Here is a 24,801-nt window from a genome sequence, read left to right as displayed (position 1 = left end):
CGGGCGTCGACAATGTGACGCTCCGGGCATTCGGGTCAGTCGATCAGGCCGTAATCGGTCCGCAGTGTGTCGATAATTTCCGCCCGGGGGTTCTCCGACAGCGGCAGGGGCGTGCCGGTAATTTTCTCGGCGATGGCGACGTAGGTGTTGGAGACTCGCATCATCAGCTCCCTGGGCAGTTCGGTCTGTTCCGCCAGGGCCGAACGTTCTTTCATGCGGCTTTTGTCGAGCAGCACATCCGGGTCATCAACGTAGTGTAGCAGGGCCTGGCGGAAGGCTTCCTTGGACTGTTCCACGATCTGGCCCTTCCGGTAGCTGGGGCCGTCCCAGATGCGGGAGGAGTCGGGGGTGCCGACTTCGTCCATATAAATCAGCTTGTCCTCGCCCCGGCTGTCGCGAACGTAACCAAACTCGAACTTGGTATCGACGAATATCTGGTCGATCTTCGCCAGGTCCTGGCTGATAACCCCAAAGCCTTCTTTCAATAACCGCTCGTAGTGGTCGATGTCCTCGGGCCGGCGGAAGTTGAAGGCCTGATAGTGGCGCTCCAGATCGGCGCGGCTGACGTTGACGTCGTCCGCCTCGGGTACGCCTTCCAGGCCTTTCAAAATACCTTTGGTGGAGGGGGTCACCAGCAACTCCGGCAATTTTTGATCGCGCTCGAGCCCCTCGGGCAGGGTGATGCCACAGAAGGTGCGCTCACCCTTGGCGTAAGCGCGCCACATGGAGCCGGTGATGTATTGTCGGCAAATGGCTTCGACCATCACCGGCCTGGCTTTCTGAACGATCCAGACCAGCGGGTGCGGAATATCGAGAATATGGCTGTCAGCGAGGCCTTCTTCGCGAAAGCGCCGGAACCAATGATTGGAAATGGCGTTGAGCGCCGCGCCCTTGCCGGGAATCCCCTCCATGCCACCTTCGCCCTTCCACAGACACTCGAAGGCGGAGATCCGGTCGCTGATGACCATGATCGCCAGGGGCGTGTCGGCGGAGACGGGGTAGCCTTTTTCTTTGATCAGCCGTTCGCTGTCGGTGGCGTTAAGCCAGTAGACCGAGCGCACTTTGCCGCTGTGAACGGGCTGATCAGTGCGAATGGGCAGGTCGTTGTTGACGGCCAGTACAGCATCGGCAAGAGGCATAGGCAATGTTTCCGGTTATGTCCCAGACGGAAGTGAGCGAGGGCCAAAGGCCCTTTAGACGCGGGATGATAGCAGATTTGAGGCGCGAGGCGCAGCGCCCCGCCTCAACCGCCAACGGGCGGGAGTTTCAACTTGGCCAGCAGTTCCAGGGCGTGCTGACGCCGCCTTGGATCGTACAGATCAATGGTAAACATGAACTCGTCAAAGGGCAGTTCATCTGCCAGTGTCTCGAGCGTTTCCCGCACCGTATCAGGACCACCGACGACGGCGAGGCCCAGGAAATCTTTTACGGCGGCTTCTTCCTCGGGCGACCAGAGCGGCGTCATATCCTCGACTGGCGGCTTGAGCCACAGCGGCTGGCCTCGCAGCAGCGCCAGAATGCGTTGGTGACTGGTTGTCGCCAGGTAGCGGGCTTCGGCGTCGGTGTCAGCCGCGACCAGGGGGACGCCCAGCATGGCGTAGGGCCGATCCAGTACCTCGGAGGGTTGGAAAGCCTCGCGGTAGAGGTGCAGCGCCTCGCGCACCATGCGCGGCGCGAAATGGCCGGCGAAGGCGTAGGGCAGGCCTTTCTGTGCGGCCAGTTGAGCGCTGAACAGGCTGGAACCCAGTAGCCAGATGGGCACTTCGGTGCCGGCGCCGGGTATGGCTTTGAGTTTCTGCCCGGGTTTGAGCGGCGCGAGCAGTTTTTGCAGAAGGCCGACTTCTTGAGGGAAGTCGTCCGCCGCGCGCATGTCCCGGCGCAGGGCTCGCATGGTGATGGCGTCGGTGCCAGGCGCCCGGCCGAGGCCCAGTTCGATGCGCCCGGGGTAGAGGCTGGCGAGGGTGCCGAACTGTTCGGCGATGACCAGTGGTGGGTGGTTGGGGAGCATGATGCCGCCGGAGCCGACTTTGATGCGTTCGGTGCCGCCGGCGATGTGGCCGATCAATACGGAGGTGGCGGCGCTGGCGATGCCTTCCATGTTGTGGTGTTCGGCGAGCCAGAAGCGTTCGAAGCCCAGTTCATCGGCTTTTTGGGCGTACCGGAGGCTGTCTTGCAGCGTTTCGGTGATGGAGCCGTCTTCTCTTACCGATGCGAGTTCGAGCAGTGAGAATTTCTTGTCTTGGAGGGACATACTTCGTCTCCGGGTTTGGAGGTTGAGTCGCGTCCGGGCTGGGGAGGAGTAAACCCTTGCAAGACACGCCGTGAATACATCCCTGTAGGCTCGAATCGCGGGTCCCCCGCTCCACGGTCTTGCAAGGGTTTACTCCTCCCAAGCCCTACGTGCCACACCTGCAGTTCGGCGTAGGGTATGGTAAGCGCGAAGCGCGCCACCTACCATAGAACCCAAACCATATTACCGCCGCAATATATTGTCGTGTCATTCGGGTTTTTACGGCAGGTGGCGGCTCACGCCTTACCGTGCCCTACGCACTGAAATTTGGGCCGGACGTCCCGCAACCACCAACCATCACATCTGCGCCAACAACACCTGCAACGGGTGAGGAATCGACGCGCCGTCAATTCGCTTCGCCTGGCTGCGACAGGAATAACCGGTCGCCGTCAGCTTGCCCGCATTTTCCGGTTTGTTCACCACTTCCGCCCAAGATAGACCGTAAATCTTCTTCGACGTTTCCACATTGCTGGCCTCATGTCCATAAGTGCCGGCCATGCCGCAGCAGCCCACATCGACCACCTCCAGCTTTTGCCCCAGCGCGGTGAACACCGACTGCCAATCCTTGATCGACGCGGCCGCGTTGGTCTTTTCCGTGCAATGGGCCAGCAGGGCAAAGGTGTTGGGTTCCAACAGATCCTTGCGAGGCTCCAACTGCTCGCCTTGCCGGGCCAGCCACTCCTGAATCAACGCGACTTCGGGAGCCTCTCTGCCCAGCACTTTCTGGTATTCGCTCCGATACGCCAAGGTCATGGACGGTTCCAGCCCCACCAGCGGAATGCCACTGCGAGCCAGGTCGTTCAGATGCGCGGCGTTTTTAACCGCGGCCTTGGCAAACGGACCGAGGAAACCGTGCACGTGCAGAGGTTTTCCGTTGGGTTTGAAGGGCGCCACCAGCGGGGTGAAGCCCAGTTTGGTGAGCAGGTCGAGGCTGTCCAATACCAGTTGGGTTTCAAAGTAACTGGTAAAGGCATCCTGTACCACGATCACGGCGTTATCGCGTTGCACTTGCGTCAAAGCGGCGATATTGGCGGGGCTGGCGTAGCGGATGCGGCGCTCGTGCAGGGCGTTGTCCAGCGAGATTCCGGTGAGCAATGGGCTGTCCACCATGCCCGCGACTTTGGCCATGATGGCCTGCATAAAGCGCGGTTTCATCAGGCCGTTGTAGAGCCAGGGTACCCGCGCCAGGGTCGGGACCATGTATTCCAGTCCGCCGATAAAATAGTCTTTCAGCGGGCGCAGGTAGCGGCCGTAGTAAAGCTCCAGAAACTTGCTGCGAAAACTGGGCACGTCCACCTTGATCGGGCATTGGCCCGTGCAGGATTTACAGGCCAGACAGCCCATCATGGACTCGTGCACTTCGTGAGAAAAGTCGTATTCTCCTCGTTTTTTCGAGAGCGTATTTTTCAGACGCGAGGGGAAGCTCAGCAGGAACGACTGTTTACGCGTTGCCTCACTCTCCTCGATCGCATTCACGTCCCGCTCGCTCAGCTGTTTCAACCATTCGCGGACCAGCGACGCCCGACCCTTGGGGGTGTGGGTGCGCAGGCGGGTCCCTTTCCAGGAGGGGCACATGGCATCGTTGGGGTTCCAGTTGTGGCACTGGCCGTTGCCGTTGCAGTGCATGCCTTCGCTGTAGCCCTCCCAGACCTGAACCGGAATTTTCCGGTCCTGTTGGCCGCGGGTGGTGACGCCGTCAATGGTCAGCAGTTCCAGCTCCGTCTTGGGAGTGGCGATTTTGCCCGGGTTGAGCTGGTTGTTGGGGTCGAAGCAGGCTTTCAGGCGCTGCAGTTGCGGGTAAAGCTCACCAAAAAATTCCGGGGCGTATTCGGCGCGCACGCCCTTGCCGTGTTCGCCCCAGAGCAGGCCGTTGTATTTTTTCACCAGCGCGACCACTTCGTCGGTGATTGGGCGAATCAACGCTTCCTGTGCCGGGTCCTTCATGTCGATGGCGGGGCGCACGTGCAGCACGCCGGCATCGACATGACCGAACATGCCGTAGGCCAGGCCGCGTTGATCCAGTGCGGCGCGAAACTCCATGATGAAGTCGGCCAGGTTCTCCGGCGGCACCGCGGTGTCTTCCACAAACGGAATGGGGCGGGCTTCGCCCTCGGCGTTGCCCAAAAGGCCCACGGATTTTTTGCGCATGGCCCAGATTTTGGCCACGGCCTCGGAGCCCCAGGCCAGACTGTAGCCGAGTCGGCCGTTGTCGTTTTCAAGTTCGGCGTCCAGCCGCCCGGTCAGGCGCTTGACCGCCGCGTCGAGGTCTTCCTCGGTATCGGCGGTGTACTCCACCAGATTGATGCCCTGAATGGGCTCGCCGGTGGAGGAGGGCGGGAAAAATTCCGAAACGCTGTGCCAGACGATGTCGTTCATCGCCAAATTCAGTACCTTGGAGTCCACGGTTTCGATGGAGGTGGGCTCCGCTTTCATCAGTTCGGTGGCATCGCGCAGCGCGGCATTGAAGTCCCGGTAATTGACGTTCACCAGGGCCGAGACCTTGGGAATGGGCAGCAGGTTGAGCTTGGCCTCGGCGATAAAGCCAAGCGTCCCTTCGCTGCCGCACAGCACGCTGTTCAGGTCAAACAATCCCTCGGCCGTGCGGATATGGGCCAGGTCGTAGCCGGTCAGGCAGCGGTTCAGCTTGGGAAAGCGCGCTTCGATCTGCTCGGCGTGGTCGGTGTAAATCTGGTTGACTGTGCGGTGGACTTCACCCACCCGATTCTCGCGCTGACTGATGTCGGTCAGCTCGGCATCGTCCACGGGGCGTGAGGTCCAGTCGCTGCCATCCAGAAACACCGTGCGCAGCTCAAGCACATGGTCCCGAGTCTTGCCATAGCGGCAGGAGCCCTGGCCCGACGCATCGGTGTTGATCATACCGCCAATGGTGGCCCGGTTGCTGGTGGACAGCTCTGGCGCAAAAAACAGGCCGTGGGGCTTGAGCGCCTTGTTCAACTGGTCCTTCACCACGCCGCACTGGACCCGCACCCAGCGTTCCTCGACGTTGATCTCCAGGATCTCGTTCATGTACTTGGAGGTATCCACCACCAGCCCGTCGGTCAGGGACTGGCCGTTGGTCCCGGTGCCGCCACCACGGGGGCTGAGCACGACGTCCTGAAACTCCGCCCGGTGGCTCAGGGTGGTCAGAGTCACCAGATCGTCCACGGTTTTGGGGTAGACCACCCCCTGGGGCAGCACCTGGTAGATGGAGTTGTCCGTGGCCAGCACCGTGCGGTTGGCGTAGTCCGGGTTCAGGTCGCCCTGAAAGTCGGTCTGACGCAGCGCCTCGATAAAATCAAGGTAGCGGCTCTGGATGGGGGAGGTGTGGCGAATGCTCGGTATCATCTAGGACGTAGTGCTCTGGACAAGTTGGGGGCGCCATTTTACGGGTTTGGCAGCGGTTTCTCCAATGCCAAAACCCGCCCGGCTTTCAGCCTCGGCTGCTGACCTGGAGGGCGATCAATACCCAGATGCCCAACAGAACGAGGTTACCGGCCAAAAAGGCGACGAGTCTATGACGTACGTTGTTGTAGCCCATGTGGATGAATCCGTGAATGAGCCGCAGCACCACAAACGCCCAGGCCAGCACCGGCGCCCCCGGCAGCCCCAGAGCGAGGGCGGTAACGCAGGCCAGGTAGAACAGGACGGGCACCTGGAAGAGGTTGTCGTAGTGGCGCGAGGCGGCGATCGCCCGAGTGGGAGGCGCCTTGTCGGTGTCGGTATAGAGCCGAAAGTAGCCCAGCGAGGCATCGCCCCGGCGAACCGCCCGGATTCGAAGGGTGAGCAGGTAGAGTGCGACACAGAGGGTCCAGAACATCAGGGCGAGCATGGGGTTTAGCATAGTCATTTTCCCTAGTCGAGATTGTCATCGAGTCCGGTAGCGGCGGGGTGTAGCCTTCCAAGACACGCCGTAAATACTTCCCTGTAGGCTCGAATCGCGGGTCCCCCGCTCCACGGTCTTGGAAGGCTACACCCCGCCGCTACCTCAGTGCCACACCTGAGTCGATTGGCCAAATAAGTAAATCAAGCAATCTGCTGATACAATACCGGCTTTTCGCCCCGGTGAAGAGCGGTGGGGCTTCTGAGAGTCTAGATTGAGATCCAGTAAACAGTAGGACATTTATGATTATCAAGCCAAAAGTACGCGGTTTTATCTGCACCAACGCCCACCCGCAGGGCTGTGCCGCCAATGTGCGCGAGCAAATCGAATACACCAAGCAGCAAGGCAAGATTAACGGCGGACCGAAGAACGTGCTGGTGATTGGCTGTTCCACCGGTTATGGCCTGTCCTCCCGCGTTACCGCTGCCTACGGTTCTGGCGCCAAAACCATCGGGGTCTGCTTCGAAAAGCCGCCCACCGAGAAGCGCACCGCCTCGGCCGGCTACTACAACACCGCCGCTTTTCACGAATTCGCCGAAGCCGACGGTCTTTACGCCCACACTATCAACGGCGACGCCTTCTCCGACGAAATCAAAGCGCAGACCATCGAGCAGATCAAAAAAGACCTGGGCCAGATCGACCTGGTGGTCTACAGCTTGGCGTCCCCGCGCCGCGTCGACCCCAAAACCGGCGACATCTACAACTCCGTACTCAAGCCCATCGGCCAGGCCTACACCTCCAAAGGCCTTAACACCGACACGCTGAAAATCAACGAAAACACCATCGAACCCGCGACTGACGAAGAAATCCAGAACACCGTCAAAGTCATGGGAGGTGAAGACTGGGAACTGTGGATCGACGCCCTGAAAGAAGCCGACGTCCTGGCCAAAAACTGCCAGACCACCGCCTACACGTATCTCGGTGACAAGCTGACTTGGCCCATCTACGGCAAAGCCACCATCGGCAAAGCCAAAGAAGACCTGGACCGTGCATCCCTCGCCATCGACCAGAAGCTCGACGACATCAACGGCACCGCCCACGTCTCCGTACTCAAAGCCGTCGTCACCCAGGCCAGCTCCGCCATCCCGGTTATGCCGCTGTACATGTCCATCCTGTTCAAAGTCATGAAAGAGCAGGGCACCCACGAAGACTGCATCGAACAACTGCAACGCCTGTTCGTCGAATGCCTCTACAGCGCCAACCCACGCCTGGACAGCGAAGACCGCTTCCGCGTCGACAACCTGGAACTGGACCCCTCCGTCCAGACCAAAGTCGAGGAAATCTGGCCCCAGGTCACCGAAGAGAACCTGTTCGAACTGACCGACTACAAAGGCTACAACGACGGCTTCCTCAAACTCTTCGGCTTCGGCGTCGACGGCGTGGACTACGAAGCCGAAACCGACCCGGTCGTCAAAGCGCCGTTTTGATTAAGTATGTTTTCGGACATACCTTGTTGTTTCAGTTGAAATCGACCTGGCAAAGTCTTGGATGTACTAGTCAGGTTGGTTTTTGGCACGGAGGTGAGAGCAGTAATACCCGTTGGAGACTCTCTGAGGCATGGATGCCGATGAGAAGCCCCCAGGGATGGGTTTACGGCGGGTCTCCAACGGGTATTACTGCTCTCACCGGACGTTAATATAGGGCGCTTCAGGTTCACGTCTAGATAATTTTTATAATGAGTTAGCATGCGACTACTCCAGCCGTTTACTGGCATTTTAAGCCTGTCCCTCTACGTGATCACCATCATCATCGCCTTCCTGCTCATCATGCCGGTCGCCCTGATCAAACTCCTCATTCCCGGACTCAGACGCCCCTGCAACCAAATCCTCGACCAAATCGCCAGCGGCTGGATCGAAGCTAACAGCTACCACCAAAAACGCCTCACCCGCACCCACATCCACACCAGCGGCGAACTCGACACACTCAACAAAAACGACTGGTACATGCTCATCGCCAACCACCAGTCCTGGGTCGACATCATGATCCTCGTGCGCGTACTCAACCGACGCATCCCCTACGTCAAATTCTTCTTCAAACAAGAACTGCTCTGGGTTCCCCTCCTGGGGCAAGCCCTCTGGGCCGTCGACTTCCCCGTCATGCGCCGCCACAGCAAAGCCCAAATCCGGCGCAACCCCGCACTCGCCAACCAAGACCTAGAACGCACCCAGCGCGCCTGCGAAATGTACCGGCACAGCCCCGTCACCATCATCAACTTCCTCGAGGGTACCCGGTTCACCCCCGCCAAACATCGAGCACAAGGTGAAACCTACCGCCACCTGCTGCAACCCAAAGCCGGAGGGCTGGCCTTCACCCTCGCCGCCATGAACGGCCAACTTCGCCAGCTGCTGGACGTCACCATCGCCTATCCCGAAGGCCGCCCCAGCTTCTGGGACTACGCCTGCGGCCGGGTGCGAAACGTCCATATGCACATCCGCTCAATGCCCATTACCGACGATCTGATTGGTGACTACCCGGGCGATGCCGAGTTTCGGGAGCGCTTCCAATCGTGGGTCAACGACCTGTGGCGTGAGAAAGACCAGCGTCTGGAGCGTCTGATCCATGATCGCTCGTTGTGAACGGATGCAGTTACCCAGCAGAGCGCCTATAATGCGCGTAACGAATGAGTGATTCCCCTGCACGGTTGATCTATGTCTTCTTTTCCCCGCGAACTGCTAGCCCCCCGGCATTGGCCCTCCTGGATCGGTGCGGGGTTCTGGTTTGTGCTGGCGCAGTTGCCTTATCGTCTTCAGTGGTGGCTGGCGCGCGCGCTGGCGCCGCTACTGAAACTCAACAAGAAACGCTATCGCTACGCCCGACGCAATATCGAGCTCTGCTTTCCGCAACTGAGCGAAGCCGAGCGGCAAAAACTGCTCAACGAAAACCTGGTTTCCACGGCGATGGTGGTGTTTGAAACCGGCATTGCCTGGTTCTGGCCCAACTGGCGGTTGCGCCGACTCTTTCACGTCACCGGGCTCGAACACGCCGAGGCCGCTCAAGAGGCGGGCGAGGGGGCTTTGCTGCTGGGCCTGCACCTGACGACCCTGGAAATTGGGGGGGCGCTCCTGGGGCAACGCGCTGACTTCGATGCGATGTATCGGCCCCACAGCAACCCGGTGTACGATTATTTGCAGAAAAATCGTCGTGAGTCTTACGCGCCGGGAACCTTGACGATTCCAAGGGATAGCCTTCGCACCATGGTGTCGCGGCTGCGAAAGGGGCGTTTCATTTGGTATGCGCCGGATCGGGACCTGGGTGCGAAGAACAGTGTGTTCGTGCCGTTTTTCGGGGTACAGGCGGCGACGGTCAGTGCGACGGGTAAGTTGGTGAAAATGGGGAATGCGCGGGTGATTCCGTTTACCCATTATCGGTTGCCGAACGGCCGTGGCTATGAGTTGGCGTTGCTGCCGCCGTTGGAGAATTTCCCGACGGGGGATGAGTATGAGGATACCTTGCGGGTGAGCCAGTTTATGGAGTCGGCAGCCCGCGAGCATCCAGAGCAATACTTCTGGGCCCAACCGCGCTTCCGCTCCCGCCCCGAGGGCGAGCCTCCTCTTTATTCTTGATTCTCTCTGGTGGTAGCTTCGTAGTGGAGTCCGGGCCCGCTACCGAGTGAGCTGTTGTCAAAACGCGATGAATATGTCCCTATAGCTCCCTCACTTCGTCCCTGAAGTGAGGGTTTGACAACAGCTCACCCGGCATCGGGCCCTCCGAGGTGGACGGATAGAACTTTACTACGTAGATCGAATTTTCAGACTGGAACGGAGGATACGGTGTCGGGTAGTCCCATCTCAAACCCTCACTTCAGGGATGAAGTGAGGGAGCTCCAGGGATGGATTCATCGCGTTTTGAGAAGGGACTACCCGATGCCGGATCCGGCTCTCTACGCAGTGAAAAACATCTCCGTCTGACATCAAGCTTCAGCAATCGCCCCTTTGTTCATGCCTTCGAATGCTTTGACGCGAATGGTGCTGGTGGGGTACTCCGACTTGGTCACCTTCGCGATATGATCCGCGATCAGCTCAACCGTCGTGTCCGTCTCCATCAGATAACAACAGCGCTGGGGCAGGGTGATATCGAAATCCCCCTGAGGCGCCGAATACGCAAAGCGATAATAGTCGTCCTTTTCCGATACCAAATCCTCCGTGGTGCCCAGGTAAATATCCCGCAGGCGGCTGGCCCACTCGCCTTCCAGCGCCGGTGAGGGAATATCATCCGCCCAGATCGAAATTGTCGAACGGTGGCCGTGGGCGATGCGCTGGCAATTGCCTTCGTGCTTCTTCAGACCATGGCTGTAATGGTAGAAAACCCCTTCAATGGACTCCGTGGTAAAACTCAGATCCAGCTTGGTCCCGGCCGGGAAGAGCGACTCTTTCTCGAGCTGGGAAACGCACCATTTGGCCACACTCTCTCGGGTCAGCTCGTCGGTGTCCACCAGTGCAATGGCTTGGCGCGGGCAGGTTAAATCGACGTACTCCTCGCGGTCCCCAAAACGCCAGTGCAGCGTGATCTGGTCCCCCTTTTCTTCCATCGTCAGTTGCGGGGATTGGCTCGGCACCAGCAGTCGGTGGTCAATTTCCTTGTCCAGCCAGGTTTTCAGAGCCTTTTTTACGGTGCTGAAGTCGCACACCATACCCTGCTCATCAAGGTCCCCCGCCAGTTTCACATCGGCCAGCCAAGTCTCTCCCAACAGGCCCCGACGGGGGTCCAGAAAGCTGAAATCCACGGTGGCAAGATTGTCGACGAAAAGCAGCATAGCGTATTGACCTGAGTTGAAAACGTTGGGGATTATGATAACAGTTGGAGGGGGTCTGTGCAGGGGGGCGGACTCGGGCCGCCCCCCTGGGATCAATCGGTACGGTTGGACCCAATTAGTACAGAAACACGGCGCCGGAGTCGCGTGCATCGTTGTTGTTGCGCCCGCTGTTGATGCCGGTGGCCTCGCTGTCGTCGCGATGGCTGCCGACCGCGAGGGTGCTGCCATCCAGGGACAGGTCCAGGCTCTGGCCGAAGTTGTCGTATTCTTCCGTGGTGGGTGATTTCACGTACGCGTGCTCGCGCCAGCCCTCACCGTCACGGACGAAGTAGTAGACGGCACCGGCCTGGGTGACGGAGGTGTCGGTGGCGTCCCCATTGATGCCGGTTTCCGCGCTGGATTCGCGCAGGCTGCCCACGGCCAAATGATTGCCGTCGCCGGAAAGGCTGAGAGTTTGGCCAAAGCGCAGGTTCTGCCGGCTATTGGAGGCTTTCAGATAAGCCGTCTGGCTCCACCCGTCCTCGTCCTGCTCGAACAGGTAGACCGCACCGCTGTAGGGAGCGATGGTGCTGGCGTCCTGAAGGTCATAATCATCCGGACTTGCGTCCACGCCGTCGCCGCCGCTGGCATCGCCCAAACTGGAAACGGCGAGAGTCGTGCCGTCGGCGGAAAGGCCCAGACTGCTACCAAAACGTTGAACAACGCCAGCGGCAATCAACCCGGGCTCGTAGGTGTGGCTTGGTTTGATGTAGGTCGTCTGGCTCCACTCGCCGTCCTCACGGCTGAAAAGATACACCGCACCGGTGTTGCTCGCGTTGACGTTCTCATCGTCGCCATCAATACCGGTAGCGGCGCTGTCTTCCCCTTCAGCGGAAACCGCCAGGGTATTGCCATCGGCGGATAGGCCCAGGGCGCTGCCAAACAGCTGTCCCGCGCGGGTATTGGAGGGTTTGATGTACGCTTGCTGAGCCCAGCCTTCGTTACCATCGCTGAATACGTAGACGGCGCCCGCGCTGGGAGCGTCGTTCAGGCTTTCGTCACCATTGATGCCGGTGTCGCTGCTACTCTCATAGATTGCACTCACGCTGAGGGTGGTGCCGTCTTCGGACAACGCCAGACGATAGCCGAAGGTGTCGCCGGCGTTGCTGGGAATGGTGATGGTGCCATCATCCTCTTCCGCCGCTTCTTCTTCGGTGGACTCTTCGTCGTCCTCCTCGGCCGGGTCGGCGTTGGACGCCTTGATCAGCGCGTCCTGGCTCCAGCCGGACTCGCCGCGCTTGAACAGGTAGACCGCTCCGGTCTGGAAGCCGGCGTTGTTGTCTTCTTCGGGATTGATGCCGGTGCCGTTGCCGTCTTCGAAAGCGGCGCTGACCGCCAGTACGTCTCCGTTACCGGACAGCTCGATCCGATAGCCGAAGCGGTCATTGGTGCGGGTGATGTCCTCGCCCTCGTCATTGGTGGCGGGGGCCTCGGTGTTGGAGGCCTTGAGGTAGGCCTCCTGTTGCCAGAGGCCGTCAACCAGAGCGAACACGTAGGCAGCGCCGGCGCCGAAAACCGAGTTGTCGGACTGATCGCCATTCACGCCGCGAGCCTGGCTCGCTTCCCGGCTCGCGCCCACCGCGAGCGTCCTGCCATCGTCTGACAGGGTGAGGCTCCAGCCGAACCAGTCGCCTTCGTTGGTGTTGGAGGCTTTCACAAAGCCCATGGTGTCGAGCATGGCCGATAGGGTCACCAGTTCGTCGGAGTTCTCCGAGTCGGTGCATTCCGCGTCCAGACAGGCGGTGACCTGATAAAGCGCGTCGTCCCAATCGTGCTGATGGACGGCAATGGTGTCAGTCGCTTCCGGAGCCGTCAGGTTATCCGAAACCAGCTCGTAGCCGCTGTTGCCGTCGGGGTTTTTCCAAAGTTGGTAGTACTCGGCACCCTCGACAGGGGTCCAGGAAAAGTGCAGCTGCTTCGGCTCGGTGGATTCAAGGTTGATTTCCGGCCACTTGGCGTCGGAAATACCGCCGGTGTTGCCCGCATTCTCGATGCCGCCACTGTAGCTTGAGCTCGAACTGGAGCTGGAAGAGCTGGAGGAGGACGGGTTGTCGTCATCATCGCTGCCACAGGCGCCCAGAGTCAGAGCGAGTAAAACGGGAAGCCATAGGCGATGGGAGGGGATCGATCCGGTGTCTCGAGTGTTACGCATGCCTTTGTGTACCTGAGATTTTAAGGAAGCCCGCGATTCTCGGCGCCTGGGGCCGCCGTGTCAAATGCTGGCGCCTGTGTCCGGCGGTTGGACCGGGATTTGGCCGATAAAATCCGTACCGAGGGAACTTTTTTGTGGGCGTCCTTGAAGTGGAGGGGGCAGAACTGACGAGGCCTTCGGGTGTTGGTTTGGTGGAGCCGACAGAAAACCGACAATATGCAGATGAATTCGACGCCATCTGTGCTATGATGCCCGGTCTTTGGCGCTCTCTCGTGAAGGCGGTGGAGAGCGAGTGGGGGTAGGCCGGGTTCGCAAGCGGAGTCCCTGATGATTACCGTGCAAGAATTAATGACGCCCGTGGGCACCTTTGTGGCGCCCGAGCAGGGGCTTTGTGAGGTGCTGGCGCTCATGCAGCGGAACCGGCACTCTTGCGCCGTGGTGCTGCAGGAGCGGGAGGTGGTGGGGTTGATCACCGAGCGCGACCTGGTGTCCGTTCTTGCCCGAATGCTGGAAGCCGATGCGCTGTCTCAGGTGTGCGCGGGAAGCGTCATGAGCCCCAATCCGCGCTGTGTTTCCGCCAAAGCCTCCCTGCTTGATGCCTTGAAGCTCGCCCGTGAAAGCGAGCAGCGACAGATTCCGGTCCTCGGCGAAGATAACGCTCTGGTGGGCATGATCACCCAGACGGATATGACTCAGGCCTATATCCAGGTGCTCGAGCGTCAGTCCGAGCTGATCAGCGCCAACCGGACCCTGAAAATGGAATCCCTCCAGGACTCGCTCCTGGGCATTGGCAACCGACGGGCCATGGAGAGGGATCTGGAGACCCTTCGCCACCAGCCGGGGCGCCAGTACGCGCTTGCACTCCTGGACCTGGACTGGTTCAAAAAGTACAACGACTACTACGGCCACCTGGCGGGCGATCGCGCGCTTCAGCGCGTCAGTGGCGCTATCAAGCTGCATTTGCGCCAGCACGACTCTCTCTACCGTTACGGCGGTGAAGAGCTGTTGTTGCTGATGCTGGATACGGATCTGGAGGGGGCATGGCAAGGGGCCAACCGGGCGAGAGAAGCTGTCCAGAATCTGCACATTGAGCACGCGCCCAGCCCGCTGGGGGTGTTGACGTTAAGTGCCGGTGTGGCGAGCGACCCCGGGCAGGATCTCGAAAGCCTGATCGCCTCGGCTGACCGCGCGCTTTATTATGCCAAAACCCATGGCCACAATCGGGTGGTTCGCTCCGGCGTGAAGGAGACGGCCCCCTGTTGAGTGGGTGAGGCTGTAACCGGTCCCCGATTGTTTTTGATCAACTTTCACGCAATTTTCACTTGTAACTTCGAAGCGGATGGGTACACTGCGCGGCCATTACTGGTTGCCGAGGCCAATGCCTCCTGGAATGTTGTACGCTATGCCCCATCCCGCTGTTGAACCACTGTCTCTGACCAATCGTCTGGGCCAGCCAGTCACCCTTGGTGTCAAATTCCTGCAAGGCGAAAAGCGCGACACGCTCTTTGTCTGTGCGCCGAAACAACAGGCTTCCAGCTTTTTTGGCAAAAACGCCGAGCCCTTCCTGGTGCAGTTGATGGAGCGTTTGCCATTGGACCCCTCAAGGCTCGCCATTATTGAGCTCAGAGGCGACCCGGAGGACCCGGAGTTCTGGCGCTGGCGCGCCGAATGGGTCGGCCGTTCACCAATGGCCTTGCGTTCCGAGCCGGTTGGACACAGCTCCCGGGAAGGGCTGTATGACCTGCTCGCCGGTAGGGTGGACACTCGCAGCCGCCATCAGACCCGTCGGCGAGCCTGATGGCTGTGGGGCCGTCGCTATCAGGCGGCCTCACTCAAACGCTTGCGCAGCCGTTTGGCGGCCGCCACCATTCCCACCAGCGCGGCTTCGGTTTCCGGCCAGCCGCGGGTCTTGAGCCCACAGTCCGGGTTCACCCACAACCTTTCCTTGGGCAGGTGCTGAGCGGCGCGCTCGATCACTTTTGCCATGGTTTCGGTGGGTGGCACGTTGGGCGAGTGAATGTCGTAGACCCCCGGGCCAATGTCGTTCGGGTAGTCGAACCGCTCAAACGCCTCCAGTAACTCCCCCTGAGACCGCGATGTTTCAATGGTGATCACGTCCGCATCCAGCGCGGCGATGGCGTCGATGATGTCGTTGAATTCCGAGTAGCACATATGCGTGTGAATCTGAGTCTCATCGCTTACCCCGCTGGCGCTCAGGCGGAACGCCTCCACGGCCCAGTCGAGGTAGGGTTGCCATTCCTTCTGCCGCAGGGGCAGGCCTTCGCGAAGCGCCGGCTCGTCAATCTGAATGATGCGAATCCCCGCCGACTCCAGATCCACTACCTCATCCCGCAGTGCCAGGGCGATCTGCCGGGCGGTAGTGGCGCGAGGTTGATCGTCCCGGACAAATGACCAGAACAGCATCGTGATCGGGCCGGTGAGCATGCCTTTGACCGGTTTGCGGCTCAGAGACTGGGCGTAGCGAGCCCACGCCACCGTCATGGGGCCGGGGCGGGAGACGTCTCCGTAGATGATGGGCGGCTTCACGCAGCGCGAGCCGTAGCTCTGTACCCAGCCGAACTGGGTAAAGGCATAGCCTTCCAACTGCTCGCCGAAGTACTCCACCATGTCATTGCGTTCGGCCTCGCCGTGAACCAGTACATCCAGTCCCAGTTGTTCCTGCTTGGCAATACAGTCCGCGATTTCCTGGCGGATACGGCTCTGGTACTCCACCTCGGACAGCTGGCCCAGCTTGAAGGCGCGACGGTTCTGGCGAATTTCCGTGGTCTGGGGAAAGGAGCCGATCGTTGTGGTCGGAAACAGGGGCAACTGCAATAAAGCCTGTTGCGCCTGGATGCGTTTCGCAAACGGACTGTGGCGCTGGCTGTCAGCCGGGGTGATGGCTTTCAGGCGACCCTGCACAGCGTCGTTGTGAATGCGCCTTGACGTTTTGCGTGAATGGACCGCCGCATCGCTCGCGCTCAACGCGGACTCGGCCCGTTCGCTCGGCGATTCGCCCAAAAGGTCGGCCAGAATCACCACCTCGTCCACCTTTTGCTGGGCAAAGGCCAACCAGCTTTTGAGCTCCTCGTCCAGTTTCGCCTCGCGTTTGAGGTCAACGGGGACGTGGAGCAGGGAGCATGACGGGGCCAGCCACAGCCGCTCGCCCAGTCGCCTGGCCAAGCCGCGAAGGGTTTCCACCGAGGCCTGCAGATCGTTGCGCCAGATGTTGCGTCCGTTGATTTGTCCGATGGACAGAATCTTGTGCGTGGGCAGGCGGTCCACCACGGTCACTAGCTGCTCCGGCGCGCGCACCGCGTCGATATGCAGTCCGGCCACCGGCAGGTTGATGGCCGTGGAGAGGTTGTCCCCCAGGCCGCCAAAATAGGTGGCCAACAAGAGCTTCGGCGAGCGCGTCTGCAGTTGGTGGTAACAGGCCTCGAACGCCTGTTGCCACTCCCCCGGTAGATCCAGCACCAGAATCGGTTCGTCAATCTGAACCCACTCGGCCCCCGCGTGCGCCAGGGCATCCAGCAGAGCCTGGTAGGCGGGGATCAGGTTGTGCAACAGGCTCAGACGGTCGAAGCCGGCCGCCTTTTCTTTACCCAGCCACAGATAACTGAGCGGGCCCAGAATAACGGGTTTGGCTTTGTATCCCAGTTCGATCGCCTCTCGGGTTTCATCAATGATCTGGCGATAGCAAAGCTCAAAAGTCTGTTCCGGGTGAAATTCGGGCACCAGATAGTGGTAGTTGGTATCGAACCATTTGGTCATTTCGCTGGCGCTTGCCGTGGCGCCCGTGGGGGCACGGCCACGGGCCATACGAAACAGGGTGTCCAGGTCGACGTCGGAGCAGGGGCCGGCCGGGGCCTCGGGCAGAGCCTCGTCCTCCGGCTGGCAGCAGTTGCCGCCGTCGTGCGGTTCACTCGCTTCATTGGCCGCGGCTGCCCCGGGGCGGTGCCGGACGGGCACATTGCCCAGAGTTGCAGACAAGGTCAGCACCTGGTCGTACCAGGCGAAGTCCCCGGTGGGAATCCAGTCCAGGCCGGCGTCGGCCTGCTGTTGCCAGTGGCGCTGACGCAGCTCCCGTCCCGCCTCTTCCAGTTCGCTCAGGGGCAGGTCTCCCCGCCAGTAGGCCTCTACGGCTCGTTTGAGTTCGCGCTGGGCACCGATGCGGGGAAACCCCAGATTGTGCGTTTGAATGTGGCTCATGCTGTCACCTTTGCGCTAAATGATGTGATTGAGGATGGTCAGTATTCTCGGCAAAGTGGTAACATGAATCAAACTGAGTTTTTTCAGTTTAACCATGAAAAATATTAATGATTGGCGATGACAAGAGAGTCGCTTTTCATTAGAGGTGTCGCTGTATGCTGGATATTCGTCATTTGAAAACACTGGTGGCTTTGCGGGAAACCGGCTCCTTGGTCGAAGCGGCCGAGCGAGTGCATTTGACCCAGTCGGCACTCTCCCATCAGTTGAAAGACCTGGAGAGTCGGTTGGGGGGTGAGCTGTTCACCCGAAAAAGCCGGCCGCTTCGCTTTACCGCGGCCGGGAAACGTCTGCTGGCTTTGGCCGATGACGTTCTGCCACGGCTGGATGAGGCGGAGCGGGACATTCACAAACTCCTGCACGGCGAGGCCGGGCGGCTGAACATGGCCATCGAATGCCATAGTTGCTTCAATTGGCTGATGCCGACAGTCGAGGTCTACCGCAACCAGTGGCCGGCGATTGAGTTGGATTTCTCCAGCGGGTTTACCTTCGAACCCCTGCCGGCGCTGATTCAGGGAGATATTGATCTCGTCGTCACTGCGGACCCACAGCTGATTCGCGGCGTTGAGTATGTGCCGCTGTTCGCCTACGAAATGCAGTTCGCCCTGGCCAAAAATCACCCCCTGGCCGAACGTCCCTATCTGGAGGCGGAGGACCTGCTGGACCAAACCCTGATTACCTATCCGGTCGAGCGCGGTCGGCTCGATGTATTCAAGCAGTTTCTCGAGGCGGCTGGAGTTGAGCCCGCGGCTGTGCGCACGACCGAGCTGACGATGATGATGGTCCAGCTGGTGGCCAGTGGGCGGGGCGTAACCGCGCTACCCAACTGGGTCTTGGCCGAGTATGTTGATCAATCGCTGCTGACAGTACGCTCGGCGGGGGTCCGGGGGGTGTGGCCGATTCTCTACGCGGCGGTGCGGGAAACCCAGCTTGAGGCCCCCTATATGCAGGATTTTCTCAAACTCGCCCGGGATCATTGCCTGCACAATCTTAAAGGGGTGCGACGCGTGTCGGGATGAGCCGTCAATAGTGATCCGTTTGAGGAGGTGTCGCGTAAATCGTCTGGTTGCCAACCATTCTGATTGCGCTATTTCCGGCGGGGACTCTCTATGACGGGCTCTTACAATGCGATTCTGGTAATCGCCTCCTACTGTGTGGCGGTTATTGCCTCCTATACAGCCATCTACTTCGGCTCTCGGGTCTTTCATCTCGACGGGGCCAAGCGGCGCACCTGGCTGATTGCCGGGGCGCTGTGTCTGGGCACCGGTATCTGGTCCATGCATTTCGTCGGAATGAGTGCCTATGAAATGCCGATGGAGATGACAATGTCGTTCAGTGCGGGCCTGACGGTGTTGTCCTGGTTACCCGCGCTGTTTGCTTCCGGTTTGGCGTTGCACGTAATCACCCTGCCGCGGGTCACGCCGCCGGGGGTTGTGTTGGCGTCGCTGATTATGGGGATGGGGATCTTCTCCATGCATTATCTCGGCATGTATGCCATGCAAATGCAGCCCGCCATCCAATACGACCCGGTATGGGTCACGATTTCAGGCGTGATTGCCGTGGGGGCCTCTGGCGCTGCCCTGGTGATTTGCCGCTGGATTCGCACCGTTTCCGCCCAGCAGGCGCCATGGGTCAAGGCGCTGGCGGCGTTGGTTATGGGTGCCGCCATTTGCGGTATGCACTACTCGGGAATGGTGGGGGCGGTTTACCCCATGGGCGCCTCGATGGCTGTCTCCAATGGGCTTCAAGGGGACTGGATGGGTGTGCCGACAGCGATTGTCTCGAGTGCGCTTTTATTGCTGGCAATTTATGTGGCCTACAGCGATCTTAAAACGCGTGAGCGGGCCCGGGACGCTCAAACGGCGGCCCAGGAACAGGCTCATCAGGCCGCGTTTTACGACACCGTTACCGGCTTGGGGAACCGGAGTTTCATGGATCAACGCCTGCTTAACCGTTTGCGGGTGGATGAGCAGGGGGCTCAGCCGTCGCCTTTCATGCTGCTTTACTTCGAGGTGGAGCTGATGGATGACAAAGACCTGCGAACCTTTGCGCAGCAACTGCAAGCGGTGTTCAACAACGCCGAGCACGTGGTTCGCTATGGCACTGACAGCTTTATGGTGTTGCACCCCTCCGTGCGGGTAGCGACGCTTAAGCGACGGATTGCCCAACTGTCAGCGGCCCTTCCCGCGTCCGGGGTCCGCTACCTGTGGGGCTGGGGTGCCAGTCAGTTCCCGTCCTCAGCGAGTAATAGCCGCGGTTTGATTCAGGGGGCCCAAAAAATTCGCGAGTGGATCAAGCCTGAAGGGCGCTCCTCTGAGGGCGTGGGCTTGCGCGGGCGCAAAACCGCCGCCGAAGTGGCGTAGGGTTAGCGCAGCCGTCCAGGGAAGGGACGGTGGCGTTGTCGAGACGACCGAACGTAAAAAGCCAGCCTTAGCGTAGAGGCTGGCTTTTTTGTGGTTCACCCTGGTGGAGTCTAGGCGCCCAATGCACTCATGGCGGCGTCGTAGTCCGGTTCATCGGCGACTTCGCCAACCAGTTGGGTGTAAATGACTTGGCCTTGTTCGTCAACAATGACCACTGAACGGGCGTTCAGGCCGGTCAGGGGCCCTTCGGCCATGCGTACGCCGTAATCCTCTGAGAAACTGGAGCGGAAGGCGGAAGCGGGAATGACCTGGTCCAGGCCTTCGGCGCCGCAAAAGCGGGCGAGGGCAAAAGGCAGGTCCTGCGAGACACACAGAACCACGGTGTTTTCCAGTGAACTGGCCTTTTCATTGAAGGCGCGCACCGACTGAGCACAAGTGGGAGTGTCGACACTGGGGAAGATGTTCAGCACTACACGCTGGCCTTTGAAGTCGCTCAGGCTGACTTCCGACAGATCGGTTTTTACCAGGGTGAATTCCGGGGCCTTATTTCCCTTGGCGGGCAGCTCGCCACTGGTTTTAAACGGGTTACCTTTCAATGTAACAGTTGCCATGCTGTGCTCCTGCTGAATGGTGAGAAAAACACGGGCTGCTGGACAGACCGCGAGATAGGCATTACAACGCTGAGTCGAGCATATTGCAAGTGGCGTTATAGTTTCTTTACTTGATACGCGAACCACCCGTAATCGTGATCCACAAGGGAATACCCATGAACAAAGAACACCAAACACCGACAACGGAGGACGGCCTACTGTCGAGCATTGCTCGCTGGGGAAATCGGTTGCCGACTCCGGCGCTGCTGTTTTTCTGGCTCTGCGTGGCAATGATGGTGGTGTCCGCGCTGGTCGCGGCTCTGGGTGCGGAAACGCGGGTGCCGGGCCAGGCTCAGGTCGTAGTAGCCCGCAGTTTGCTCAGTGCTGAAGGGTTGCGTTGGATTTTGACCCATACTGTTGAGAATTTCGTCAGCTTCGCCCCGGTGGGTACCGTGTTGGTGGCAATGCTGGGCCTGGGTATCGCGGAGCACTCCGGCCTGCTTCGGGTGCTGCTGGAGCGGCTGGTACGCGGCGCGCCCCGATGGCTGATGACTTGGGTGGTGGTGTTTGCCGGCATCCTCTCCAATCTGGCCATGGACGCCGGCTATGTCGTGCTGATTCCCCTGGCCGGCGTGCTTTTTTCCGTGGCGGGGCGACCGCCGTTGGCGGGCATTGCCGCTGCCTTCGCTGGGGTGTCGGCCGGCTACAGCGCCAATCTTCTCCTCGGACCGGCGGATGCCATCCTGGCGGGAATGTCTACCGAAGCGGCGGGGATCGTCTCCCCCGGCTACACCGTGGGGATTGAAAGTAACTATTATTTTGCGGTGGCCTCCACGGTGCTGCTCAGCCTTGTTGGGGCGCTGGTGACGGAGCGTTGGGTCGTACCCTATTTGCAGAGGACGGAAACGGAAGACACCGCCCCGGCTTCAGAGCCGGATGCTGGCACCTTCATGCCGCCCGAGGACATTCGCGGCCTCTGGGCGGTCGCCCTCTGGACCCTGCTGTTCATCACCGTGGTGGTGCTTGCCGCCGTGCCGGAAGGCGCCCCGCTCAGAGACCCCGACAATCCCGGCTTGCTGGGGTCGGCTGCCGTGCGTGGCGTGGTGGTGTTGATCGCCTTTTACGCCGCCGTGGCGGGCTGGCTCTTTGGCCGATTCAGCGGTCGCTACGCCCGCAGTTCCGAAGTGGTCGATGCCATGGAAACCACCATGGCCACCATGGCGGGCTACCTTGTGCTGATGTTCTTCGCCGCTCAGTTTGTGAACTACTTCGCCTGGAGCAACCTGGGGACACTGCTCGCGGTTGCCGGGGCGGGCTGGCTGGAAAGCCTGGCGTTGCCGGAGAGCCTGCTGTTGCTGGTGTTTGTGTTTATGGCGGCGTTTATCAACCTGTTCATCGGCAGCGCTTCGGCCAAGTGGGGCCTGCTGGCGCCGGTGTTCGTGCCCATGCTGTTTCTGCTGGGCATCAGTCCGGAAGCGACTCAGATGGCGTTTCGCATAGGTGACAGCAGCACCAACATCATCACCCCGCTGATGCCGTACTTCGGAGTCGTGGTGGCCTTTGCCCAACGGTATCGGCCCAACCTGGGGCTCGGTACGATGATGTCAATGATGCTGCCTTACAGCCTGGCGTTTCTGGCAAGCTGGAGCCTGTTGATGCTTTTGTGGTTCTGGCTCGGCCTACCACTCGGCCCGGGAGCGGAGATGCTGCTGGATTGAGGCTCAAGGACGGTTGCAAAGTGGGGGCAAACTGCGGATAATGCGCCCCACTCGAGAGAGGCGCCGCCCGGTGCTTCGGACGCTCGAGCCGCTATGGTGGCCTTGCCGGTCCCCTCGCAATGATAAGCTGTGAACCCCGCCAGGCCCGGAAGGGAGCAACGGTAGCAGTCATTCATGTGCCGGGGTGTGGCTGGTGAGGTCGCCTCCTTAATTCTCCCGTTACGTCTTTCCTTAGTTGCTCGCTCGTTGTATCCCTGTAGGGCGCGGTAAGCGAAGCGCACCCGCCGTAAGCGCATTTAATATAGCTCCCCAAAATAGGGAGGTGTTTCATTGTCATCACGTACGGCCCGAGGAGGGGTACACCGGTTGTAGACCCGCCGTGAACCCATCCATGGGGGCTTCTCATCGGCATCCATGCCTCAGAGAGTCTACAACCGGTCTACCCCTCCTCGGGCCTCAGCGCGAAGACCAACCCTCAACACGACTCTTCTCCTTTGGGGGCTAATGGCACTGAGGTCCGCTGTCGGGTGCATGGTTCCCGGATCGTGGAGCGGGGGACCCGCGATTCGAGCCCCCAGGGATGGGTTCACGGCGTGTCCGGGAACCATGCACCCGACAGCGGACCGGACGCGACGCCTCAACAAGAGTCAGTGGGAGGGAAGCCGGTGGCGTATATATAGAAGGGCATCTTCCGGTATACTCGCGCTTTGATTCGCACCATCGATCCACTGAGGAAGGCATGAGCTACCAAGTCCTGGCCCGCAAATACCGCCCACGCACGTTCCGTGAGACCGTGGGGCAGGAGCACGTGCTCCAGGCGCTCATCAATGCCCTCGACCACAACCGGCTGCACCACGCCTACCTGTTTACCGGTACCCGCGGCGTCGGCAAAACCACCATTGCCCGTATCCTGGCCAAATGCCTCAACTGCGAAAGCGGCGTCAGCTCCGAGCCCTGTGGTCAGTGTAGCGCCTGCGTGGAAATCGCCGAAAACCGGTTTGTCGACCTGATCGAGGTGGACGCGGCTTCCCGCACCAAAGTTGAAGACACCCGGGAACTGCTGGAAAACGTCCAGTACGCTCCGACAAGAGGCCGCTACAAGGTCTACCTGATCGACGAAGTGCACATGCTCTCCGGCCACAGCTTTAATGCCCTGCTGAAAACCCTGGAAGAGCCGCCGCCGCACGTCAAATTCCTGCTGGCCACCACCGACCCGCAAAAGCTGCCGGTCACGATTCTCTCCCGGTGCCTTCAGTTCAACCTGAAGAACATGAATCCCGAGTGGATCGTGCACCACCTCAAAGAGATTCTGGAAAAGGAGCTGGTCCCGTTCGAAGAAAGCGCGCTCTGGTTGTTGGGTCGCTCGGCAGACGGCAGTATGCGCGACGCCATGAGTCTCTCCGATCAGGCCATTGCTTACGGCTCCGGCAAGATTACCGAAGCCGAAGTGCGCACCATGCTGGGCACCATTGACCAGCGCGCCATTTACGAGATGATCGGAGCGCTGGCCCGCCAGGACGGCAAGGCGTTGCTGGGCGCGGTGGAGCAGATGTCAGAGCAGGCGCCGGACTACGCCGCCGCTCTGGCCGAGCTACTGGCGCTGATGCATCGGGTGGCGATCGCCCAGGCCCTGCCCGAAGCGGTGGACAACAGTCACGGTGACCGGGACAAGGTGTTGGAGTTGGCCCAGGCATTGCCACCGGAAGACATTCAGCTGTTTTATCAGACCGCTTTGCTCGGGCGGCGGGATCTGCCCCTGGCGCCGGATCCACGCGCTGGCCTTGAAATGGTGCTGTTGCGGATGCTGGCCTTCAAGCCTCAGGGCCTGGCTGAAATCCCCAAGAAACCATTGCCTGCCGCGGGTGAAAATACACCTCCGACCAGCCCGGGCGAGCGTCTGGCAGAGCAGATTCCCGAAGAGACGCCGGCGGCGAAGACTGAAGCTGCTCCCGATTTCACCGCTCGGGAGGAGCCGGCCACCGACCCAAAGCCGCTCGCTGACAAACCTCCCGAGCCGGTAGCGCCGCGCTCGGCAGAGTCTCCCGTGACTCAGGACGCGCCTGTGGCTCAAGAACCACCGATGCCGCAACAAGAAGAGCCGCCGCCGTACACGGAAGAAGACATGCCGCCGTTCGACGGTCCCTACCAGCCCGCACCGAAGAAAGTGCGGGAGCGCTCTGAGCATGCACCGGAGCCGCGAGGGGCAATCGATGCGCCGCCGCGAACGCCTGAGCCTCAGCCTCGATCTGAGCCGCCGGCGCCTCCACCCGCCAGCTCAGCGGCCCCCACAAAGCCTGTGGAGACCGGAGCGCCGCCGCCGCGAAAGAAAACCGTTCCCAAGGTGGCGCTTGCCGATACCCGGCCGGAAAATTGGGCTCAGGTGTTTCTGGGGCTCAACGCTGGCGGGCTGCTTCAGAGCACCGCCGCCAACTGCGTTCTGGTGGGCCGTCAGGGTAACGACCTGAGCTTTGTCCTGGATGAGCGCCACAGTGCCCTGTTTGACGAAGGCCAGCAGCAGCGGTTGGCGGACGTGCTCACGGACTATTACGGTGAGCCGGTGCGGGTGCGCATTCAGCCTGGCGAGGTCGAGGGTGAGACGCCCGCCGCCCAGGCGCAGCGAATCAAAGAAGAGAATCGGGTCCAGGCGCTTGAAGCCATGAAAACGGACCCCATCGTACAACAGCTGGTCGAACACTTTGGCGCAACGTTGCGCGAGGATACCGTTCAGCCCCTGGAGTAAGAGGGGG

General features: G+C 60.4%; 17 protein-coding genes and 1 other RNA gene. 10 read left to right on the top strand and 8 right to left on the bottom strand.

Annotated elements, in window-relative coordinates; genetic code table 11:
- Positions 1–35 precede the first annotated feature (35 nt).
- From G547_RS0108875 to G547_RS0108860, 4 genes are all read right to left on the bottom strand, one after another.
- Positions 36–1,139, bottom strand: coding sequence for a phosphoribosylaminoimidazolesuccinocarboxamide synthase (locus G547_RS0108875; RefSeq protein ID WP_027329557.1), 1,104 nt, complete (start codon positions 1,137–1,139; stop codon positions 36–38).
- A gap of 104 nt (positions 1,140–1,243) precedes the next feature.
- Positions 1,244–2,251: an LLM class flavin-dependent oxidoreductase gene (locus G547_RS0108870; protein WP_027329556.1), complete on the bottom strand. Its 1,008-nt coding sequence runs from the start codon at positions 2,249–2,251 to the stop codon at positions 1,244–1,246.
- A gap of 336 nt (positions 2,252–2,587) precedes the next feature.
- Complete coding sequence (gene ydiJ / locus G547_RS0108865; RefSeq protein ID WP_027329555.1) at positions 2,588–5,635, bottom strand: D-2-hydroxyglutarate dehydrogenase YdiJ; 3,048 nt, start codon at positions 5,633–5,635, stop codon at positions 2,588–2,590.
- An 85-nt stretch (positions 5,636–5,720) separates the two neighbouring features.
- Positions 5,721–6,131: an MAPEG family protein gene (locus G547_RS0108860; protein ID WP_027329554.1), complete on the bottom strand. Its 411-nt coding sequence runs from the start codon at positions 6,129–6,131 to the stop codon at positions 5,721–5,723.
- Positions 6,132–6,412: 281 nt separating this feature from the next.
- Between G547_RS0108860 and fabV the strand changes: the two genes are divergently transcribed.
- From fabV to lpxL, 3 genes are all read left to right on the top strand, one after another.
- Entirely contained in the window at positions 6,413–7,597 is a 1,185-nt protein-coding gene (gene fabV, locus G547_RS0108855; protein WP_027329553.1) for an enoyl-ACP reductase FabV, read from the top strand.
- Positions 7,598–7,855: 258 nt separating this feature from the next.
- Positions 7,856–8,746, top strand: a complete 891-nt coding sequence (locus G547_RS0108850; protein WP_027329552.1) for an acyltransferase — start codon at positions 7,856–7,858, stop codon at positions 8,744–8,746.
- 72 nt (positions 8,747–8,818) lie between these two features.
- A complete protein-coding gene (gene lpxL, locus G547_RS0108845) occupies positions 8,819–9,733 on the top strand; it encodes an LpxL/LpxP family Kdo(2)-lipid IV(A) lauroyl/palmitoleoyl acyltransferase (RefSeq protein WP_027329551.1) in 915 nt (304 codons plus the stop codon).
- A gap of 347 nt (positions 9,734–10,080) precedes the next feature.
- Here lpxL and G547_RS0108840 read toward each other — a convergent pair whose 3' ends face one another.
- Positions 10,081–10,923, bottom strand: a complete 843-nt coding sequence (locus G547_RS0108840) for a 6-pyruvoyl trahydropterin synthase family protein (RefSeq protein WP_027329550.1) — start codon at positions 10,921–10,923, stop codon at positions 10,081–10,083.
- Positions 10,924–11,038: 115 nt separating this feature from the next.
- Positions 11,039–13,114 (bottom strand): hypothetical protein, encoded by a 2,076-nt coding sequence (locus tag G547_RS20750; RefSeq protein WP_027329549.1) that lies wholly within the window; start codon positions 13,112–13,114, stop codon positions 11,039–11,041.
- A 327-nt stretch (positions 13,115–13,441) separates the two neighbouring features.
- Between G547_RS20750 and G547_RS22625 the strand changes: the two genes are divergently transcribed.
- Together G547_RS22625 and G547_RS0108820 are read left to right on the top strand one after the other, a co-directional pair.
- The gene (locus G547_RS22625; RefSeq protein ID WP_051235115.1) at positions 13,442–14,377 is read left to right on the top strand and encodes a diguanylate cyclase; all 936 of its coding nucleotides are present in this window, start codon (positions 13,442–13,444) and stop codon (positions 14,375–14,377) included.
- Between the two features lie 139 nt (positions 14,378–14,516).
- Positions 14,517–14,912, top strand: a complete 396-nt coding sequence (locus G547_RS0108820) for a hypothetical protein (RefSeq protein ID WP_027329548.1) — start codon at positions 14,517–14,519, stop codon at positions 14,910–14,912.
- A 20-nt stretch (positions 14,913–14,932) separates the two neighbouring features.
- Here the strand turns inward: G547_RS0108820 and metE are convergent, their stop codons facing one another.
- Positions 14,933–17,326: a 5-methyltetrahydropteroyltriglutamate--homocysteine S-methyltransferase gene (gene metE, locus G547_RS0108815; protein WP_027329547.1), complete on the bottom strand. Its 2,394-nt coding sequence runs from the start codon at positions 17,324–17,326 to the stop codon at positions 14,933–14,935.
- A gap of 155 nt (positions 17,327–17,481) precedes the next feature.
- Here metE and G547_RS0108810 point away from each other — a divergent pair, with 155 nt between their 5' ends.
- Together G547_RS0108810 and G547_RS20740 are read left to right on the top strand one after the other, a co-directional pair.
- Positions 17,482–18,402 carry a LysR family transcriptional regulator gene (locus tag G547_RS0108810; protein ID WP_027329546.1) on the top strand — a complete coding sequence of 307 codons (921 nt, stop codon included), beginning with the start codon at positions 17,482–17,484 and terminating at the stop codon, positions 18,400–18,402.
- Positions 18,403–18,492: 90 nt separating this feature from the next.
- Entirely contained in the window at positions 18,493–19,746 is a 1,254-nt protein-coding gene (locus tag G547_RS20740; RefSeq protein ID WP_084645814.1) for an MHYT domain-containing protein, read from the top strand.
- A gap of 110 nt (positions 19,747–19,856) precedes the next feature.
- On the opposite strand, the gene tpx is transcribed toward G547_RS20740, so the two are convergent.
- Positions 19,857–20,357, bottom strand: a complete 501-nt coding sequence (gene tpx / locus G547_RS0108800; protein WP_027329545.1) for a thiol peroxidase — start codon at positions 20,355–20,357, stop codon at positions 19,857–19,859.
- Positions 20,358–20,512: 155 nt separating this feature from the next.
- Between tpx and G547_RS0108795 the strand changes: the two genes are divergently transcribed.
- The 3 genes from G547_RS0108795 (at position 20,513) to dnaX (ending at position 24,794) form a co-directional block, all read left to right on the top strand.
- Complete coding sequence (locus G547_RS0108795; RefSeq protein ID WP_051235114.1) at positions 20,513–22,054, top strand: AbgT family transporter; 1,542 nt, start codon at positions 20,513–20,515, stop codon at positions 22,052–22,054.
- Positions 22,055–22,157: 103 nt separating this feature from the next.
- An RNA gene (gene ffs, locus G547_RS23025) (signal recognition particle sRNA small type) lies at positions 22,158–22,253 on the top strand.
- Between the two features lie 540 nt (positions 22,254–22,793).
- Positions 22,794–24,794, top strand: a complete 2,001-nt coding sequence (dnaX, locus tag G547_RS0108790; protein WP_027329543.1) for a DNA polymerase III subunit gamma/tau — start codon at positions 22,794–22,796, stop codon at positions 24,792–24,794.
- The last annotated feature ends 7 nt before the right edge of the window (positions 24,795–24,801 follow it).

It is taken from the genome of Marinimicrobium agarilyticum DSM 16975 (assembly GCF_000423345.1).
GTDB classification, from domain to species: Bacteria; Pseudomonadota; Gammaproteobacteria; order Pseudomonadales; family Cellvibrionaceae; genus Marinimicrobium; species Marinimicrobium agarilyticum.
This window is presented reverse-complemented; position numbering and strand designations above follow the sequence as displayed.